General features: G+C 64.6%; 1 pseudogene. It reads left to right on the top strand.

The window, feature by feature from the left end:
* A pseudogene (locus tag BN2475_RS33100) lies at positions 1-511 on the top strand (type VI secretion system protein); the annotation flags it as partial.

Raw genomic sequence — 511 nt, 5'->3', positions numbered from 1 at the left:
CCTGTCTCGTGGGCTCGGCTGACTTCGGCGAACTCGGTCAGGTGCTCAAGCGCTACGCGCCTGTATCGGAGGCATTCCACGCAGCGCGCGGCAGCGCCATCGCGCAGGCGGGCGCGGCCGGTGTTGCGGGCGGCAAGCTGCGCCAGTTCATCGATAACTTCGATCAGGTCAGAACGCTGCTCGCGCCGTTGTACCCCTCTGATGACGGCGCGCCGAACGGCTACGAGCTGAGTGTCGAGTTTCGCGCTAACCGCGTGGGCGAGATAGCGGCCAATCAGGTGATCGACTGGACGCTGACGATCGGCTCGCAGAGTCTGTCAATGAGCGAAGCGCCGCTGCACTGGGATTACGGCACGCCCGTCTCGCTCGCATTGCGATTCGCGAAAGACTCGCCACTCACAGCAATGTCCGACCCGCAGCAGCGCGCACTCTCGACGGACGGCCGCACGCTCACATGGCAGTTCACAGACCCGTGGGCGCTGATCTCGTTCATCAATCGCCAGCGTGTGAC

Source organism: Paraburkholderia ribeironis (assembly GCF_900019265.1).
GTDB lineage: Bacteria > Pseudomonadota > Gammaproteobacteria > Burkholderiales > Burkholderiaceae > Paraburkholderia > Paraburkholderia ribeironis.
Note: the sequence above shows the minus strand (reverse complement) of the source record. Positions and strands in the feature narration are given on the sequence as shown.